Source organism: Candidatus Synechococcus spongiarum SH4 (assembly GCF_000586015.1).
Taxonomy (GTDB): domain Bacteria; phylum Cyanobacteriota; class Cyanobacteriia; order PCC-6307; family Cyanobiaceae; genus Synechococcus_B; species Synechococcus_B spongiarum_F.
In genome coordinates, this window is record NZ_JENA01000098.1 from 1 (window position 1) to 5,782 (window position 5,782).

Below are 5,782 nucleotides of genomic sequence, written 5' to 3' on the forward strand. Positions count from 1 at the left end.
TCCGGCGGCGGCGGCGATCTGGACGACGTGGGCTTCACCATGGAGGAGTTCACGGCGCTGCTGAGTCAATACGACTACCACTTCAATCCCGGTGACGTGGTGAGTGGCACCGTTTTCAATCTGGAGCCCAAGGGGAGCCTGATTGATATTGGCGCCAAAACCGCGGCGTTCATGTCCCTCCAGGAAGCCTCGATCAACCGGGTGGAGGATCTGGAGGACGTGCTCCAACCGGGGGATGTGCGGGAGTTCTTCATCCTTTCCGAGGAGAACGAAGACGGCCAGTTGATGCTGTCCATCCGGCGAATTGAATACCAGATGGCCTGGGAGCGGGTCCGGCAACTCCAGAAGGAAGACGCCACCATCTACAGCGAAGTCTTTGCCACCAACCGCGGTGGCGCCCTGGTGCGGGTGGAGGGCCTGCGGGGCTTTATCCCCGGCAGCCACATCAGCACCCGCAAACCCAAGGAGGAGCTGGTGGAAGAGGTGCTCCCCCTCAAATTCCTTGAGGTGGACGAAGAACGCAACCGCCTGGTGCTCAGCCACCGCCGCGCCCTGGTGGAGCGCAAGATGAACCGCTTGGAAGTAGGCGAAGTGGTGGTGGGCAACGTGCGGGGCATCAAGCCCTACGGCGCCTTTATCGATATCGGTGGCGTGAGCGGACTGCTGCACATCTCCGAGATCAGCCACGAGCACATTGAGACGTCCCACGCCGTCCTCAACGTGGGTGACCAACTGAAGGTGATGATTATTGACCTGGACGCGGAGCGTGGCCGCATCTCCCTGTCCACCAAAGCGTTGGAGCCGGAGCCGGGGGACATGCTGACCAATCCTCAGAAGGTGTTTGACCGGGCCGAGGAAATGGCTGCGCTCTACAAGCAGATGCTGGAAGAGCAGGTGGAAGGTGAACCCGTGGCCCTGGGCGCCGAGACGGTCTATGAAAGCTGAAGGCCTGGAGCAAGTCGTCCACACCCCGCCACCATGGCCTGGCTGCAGATTGGTCCCCGGCGCTTCGGCCCGCTGCAGGCCATTCTTTTTGACAAAGACGGCACCCTCGCCAACAGCGAAGCCTTTCTCATGGCCCTGGCCGAGGCCCGCCTTGCCACAACTCTGCAACAGGTTCCTGCGGGGCTGCGTCCCCAGCTTACGGGTCTCCTGCAGCGGGCCTACGGGCTCTCGACGGACCAGGGGACGCCGGGGCTGGATCCTGGTGGAGCCACGGCCGTGGCCAGCGCCGGCCACAACCTCATCAGCACGGCCACCTGTCTGGCCCAGGTGGGCCTGAGCTGGAGCGAGGCCCTGGCCACGGCCCAGACCGTCCATGGCCAGCCCTGGGATAACCATCTCTCCCGGGCAGAACTCACCCCACCGTTGTCCGGTGTGCGGCAGTTGTTGGATCGTGTCCAGGATCTGGACTTGCCCTGCGGCATCATCAGCGGGGATTGCCGCCAGGGCATTGAGGATTTTCTACGGCACTGGGGCTTGTTCGGCGCCATCACAGCCTTCCGCGGCTCGGACCAGGCGCCCGCCAAACCGGCGGCCCAAGCGGCCCTTCATCTCTGCCGTGATCTTGGCGTCGACCCGCGGCACTGTCTCCTGTGCGGTGATTCGGGCCAGGACCTGGCCATGGCCCGGGCCGCAGGGGTTGGCGTGGTGGTGGGGTACACCGGCGGCTGGCGGAACCTGCCCCAGCTTCACGGCTTTGACGCCTTGGTGGCAGACTGGGGCGCTGTGACGCTCATGGCCAGCACGTAAAATTCCCCTGGCCCCATCCCCTCTTCTGCTGTGATGGTGTGTCGCCGCCCTTAGCCCGGATCTCCCCATGGCCCGCTATGTGTTCACCTCGGAATCGGTCACTGAGGGCCATCCCGACAAGATCTGCGACCAGGTGAGCGACGCTGTGCTTGATGCCTTGCTCAGCGCCGATCCCAACAGTCGTGTGGCCTGTGAGACGGTTGTGAACACGGGCCTTTGCCTGGTGACAGGTGAGGTCAGAACCAAGGCTCACGTTGATATTCCCGCCATTGTGCGGCGGGTCATTGCCGATATTGGCTATACCGGCGCCCGGGCCGGTGGTTTTGATGCCCATAGCTGCGCCGTGCTGGTGGCCCTGGACCAGCAGTCCCCCGACATTGCCCAGGGGGTGGATGAAGCGGTGGACCACGACGGAGATCCGCTGGATCTGGTGGGGGCCGGTGACCAGGGCATCATGTTCGGCTACGCCTGCAACGAAACCCCGGAGTTGATGCCCTTGCCCATCAGCCTGGCCCATCGTTTGGCGTTGCAGTTGGCCCATGTTCGCAAAACCGGCGCGCTGGACTATCTCCTGCCCGACGGCAAGACCCAGGTGAGTGTGGTCTACGACGATGACCAGCCGGTAGCCATTGACACCATCCTCATCTCCGCCCAGCACACTGCCGAGGTGGCCGGCCTCCGCCAGGCCCAAGCCGTTCGCCAGCACATCCGGGAAGATCTCTGGCGCCATGTGGTTGTGCCGGCCACCGCCGATCTGGCGCTCAAGCCGGAGCGGAGCGCCACCCAGTTCCTGGTGAATCCCACCGGTCAATTTGTGGTGGGTGGCCCCCAGGGGGATGCCGGCCTCACCGGCCGCAAGATCATTGTTGATACCTACGGAGGCTATGCCCGCCACGGGGGCGGCGCCTTCTCCGGCAAAGACCCCACCAAGGTGGATCGCTCCGCGGCCTATGCCGCCCGTTTTGTGGCCAAGGCCATCGTCGCGGCGGACCTGGCCCGGCGGGTGGAGGTGCAGCTTAGCTACGCCATTGGCCGGGCCCGCCCCGTGTCCATCCTGGTGGACACCTTCGGCACCGGCCGGCTGGACAACGGGCAGTTGATCGACCTGGTTCACCAGCACGTTGACCTGCGGCCGGCGGCCATTATCCAGAACTTCGGCCTGTCCACCATCTGCGCTGAACGGGGCGGTCGTTTTTATCAGCACACCGCCGCCTATGGCCATTTCGGCCGCAGGGACCTTCAGGCCCCCTGGGAAGACGTGACCGCCATGGCCGACACCCTGCGGCAGATGGCGCAGTCCTCCTGACAGCCAGGGCTCAAGCCGTCATGGGTGGGACCACGGAGTCCAGGGGATACAAACCCCGCCCTTCGGACTTCCTGTGGTTGCAGTGGATTGAGATACGGGGGAATGCCCCTTCCCGTCAGAAGAGGAAGGAGGACACTACCGCCAGAGCGATCCCCAGAACAGAGGCCTTCACCACGTCGACGGCGCCGCCGGCCAGGGAGAAGTTGAGCCCGACGGAATGATCCACAGGAGTGTCCGGTGGGGCGCTTTCCTGCCGTTCCCCTTCGAGGGTGATTTCCCACGATTCCCCCTGCCCCTGCCCCTGCCCCTGCCCCTGCTCCGAGTATGGCGCCAGGGACCAGAGGAGGCCGTAGCTCTTGCTCTCCGGGGAGAAGGCCACTGCCATCCCTGGGGTGAGAGTGAGGCGGTCGTTGTGGAAGGGGAAGCCGTAGGCCATCTGCGCCTCGAACTGCTGCCCGCTGCCGCCGGGTGCATCCAACCCCTGGATGACAGTCGGATTGAGCAGGGCGTCCATCCCCCCCGAGGCGCTGGCGCCCATGGTGTGCCCCATGGACAGGGAAGGGCCACGGTTGCTGGGGGACGGGTCCCATGCGAAGGAGAGGGCCAGGCCCTGCTGGCGGAACTCCTCCTCCGTGTGGGTCAAGAGGGTACGCCCCCTCACCTTGCCCCTGATGCCCCGCTGGGGATCCTCCCACCCCAGAGCGGCGCCCACTTCCACCCCATAGCCGGTTTCCGCATCACCGCTGTCCTGCCGTAGACCCACCTCCAACGAGGGCAGCAACGCGGCGCCCCCTTCCAGTGGTATCGGCCTTGTGGCCTCCAGCCCCAACCGCAGCCGGGAGATGGTGGTCGCAGAAGACTTCAATCCCTTCACTTCTGCCGAGGTGGTCTTCACCACCAGGGCATCTGCCGTGGTGGTGAGGCTCAGCCCGTCAGCACCACCATCCAGCACCACCCCATCCAGACTCACCGCCCCCATCACCAGGTTGGTGTCCGTGTTCAGTTCTTCCTCCCCGTCATCCCCCTGTGGCTTCAGGGTAAGGTTGCCGCTGCCGTAGCCACCTATGGCCCAGATGCCCAATCGGGACGTGAGGGCATAGCGACCATAGGGGAATAACCCCACCATGGTGGCGCTGATGCTGCCGTCGTCTCCGCTATCCCCCGCGCCTTCGTAGCCGCCGTTGCTCCAGGAGTTGGACAGGGCAGCACCGGCCTGCCACCGCCCCGCGCTCCAATCCGCACCCAACAGCAACGTGCTCACGTTCCCACTCAGGGAGAGATCCTCCTCCCGACCGCTGAAGGAGGAGACGGCGCCCTGCCCCCAGAAGGCCAACCCTTCCCCTCCTGCTGCGCCATCCCCTTCTGCAACTACCGGTGTGAAGCTGAAGGAGGAGTCCGCCACCAACTGCTCACCGCTCACACTCTCGAAGCCCAACAGCTTGGAGAGCGCCCCTTCGTTCTCCGCCAACGGCGGCCCGCTGGTGAGGCTTTCCCCCGCCACCGTCAGGTTCAGCCCATCCCCGGGTGGGGCGCTGAAGCGCCCCCGCACCGCATCCACCACCTGTTGCGACACCGTGCGGCCAAAACGCCCCAGCCACGCAGCAGGGATGGGGTCGCTGTTGCGGATCGTTCCCACGCCCACACCGTCCGTTATGCCAACACCCGAGTAATAGACCTGCGAGATGTAGAGCTCGAAAGTCTCGCCGTCGTCGTCATGCACGTCGTTCACCGTGCTCACATACACCGTCTTCTCCGTCTCGCCAGGATTGAAGGTCACAAGATCAAAGTTATCAAGACCGATTCCGCTTTGCAGAGAGAAGTCCTTGCCTTGCCGCGCCGATACCGGGCTGCTCTCCCTGGTCTTCACCCCGATAATTACCCTCTTGTCATGGGGGCGGGACAGGCGAATGGGAAACGCCATCACCTCTCCCTCCTGGGCACTGGCATCACCCACCGAGAGCATCGGCTTCGTTGACACTGACACGTCGTTATCCGCCACCGTCACACTGGCAGTAGCAGTGCTCCCCACCGTGTAGCCCGTCCCGGCAGTGACCGTCGCCGCAATAGCGCCGTCCGCCTCATCCACGTCATCATCCTCCGTTGCCACGGTGAAGTCCACTGTCCCACCCGTCCCGATGGTCACCGTGCGGGCGCCCGTTGCGCCAGCACTGGCGAAGCTGCCGCTCTCCGTTACACTCACCGTCACCGCCAAGTCGGCAGCCGGGGCTGGATTGGCCGTCAGCGTGAAGACCACTTCTCCACCCTCCGTCACAGAAGAGCCACCACTAATGCTCACCGTTGGTTGCACTGACGGTTGCACTGGTGGCTGGGCAGCGGCTTCCAACGCCGTCAATGCCGTCACCACCGGCTCCCACCGCGTCCAGCCCTTATCCGCATAGGTCTGCGCCTCAGTGGCGGTCATGGGGGTGAGATCGGCAAAGGCCGCATCGGTCTCACCCAATGCCTTCAATACCCGCTGCCAGCGCTTCACGTGCTCCTCCCCATTGAGCATCTCCCCTACATAGCCCCGCACATCAGCAATCAGGTCGGCATAGGGGTTGGTATTCGTGCTGTCCTGCTGCTGTGTGGTCACGTCGTCATCCGTGATGGCGACTGTCTGGGAAGACAGCGCACCCACGGTGTAGCCCGCACCAGTCTCCAAGGTGAGCGTCACCGAACCGTCATCCTCGTCCACTTCGTCGTCCGTGGTGGATAGCGCCAGGG

General features: G+C 64.4%; 4 protein-coding genes. 3 read left to right on the top strand and 1 reads right to left on the bottom strand.

Going from position 1 to position 5,782, the window contains the following annotated elements:
• From BG35_RS0105685 to metK, 3 genes are all read left to right on the top strand, one after another.
• Nucleotides 1–945, top strand: a 945-nt coding sequence (locus BG35_RS0105685; protein ID WP_025782063.1) for a S1 RNA-binding domain-containing protein, incomplete at its 5' end; no start/stop codon positions are given.
• A 33-nt stretch (nt 946–978) separates the two neighbouring features.
• Complete coding sequence (locus BG35_RS0105690; RefSeq protein WP_025782064.1) at nt 979–1,752, top strand: HAD family hydrolase; 774 nt, start codon at nt 979–981, stop codon at nt 1,750–1,752.
• A 67-nt stretch (nt 1,753–1,819) separates the two neighbouring features.
• Entirely contained in the window at nt 1,820–3,058 is a 1,239-nt protein-coding gene (metK, locus tag BG35_RS0105695; RefSeq protein ID WP_025782065.1) for a methionine adenosyltransferase, read from the top strand.
• Nucleotides 3,059–3,173: 115 nt separating this feature from the next.
• On the opposite strand, the gene BG35_RS13065 is transcribed toward metK, so the two are convergent.
• Nucleotides 3,174–5,782, bottom strand: a 2,609-nt coding sequence (locus BG35_RS13065) for a hypothetical protein (protein WP_025782066.1), incomplete at its 5' end; no start/stop codon positions are given.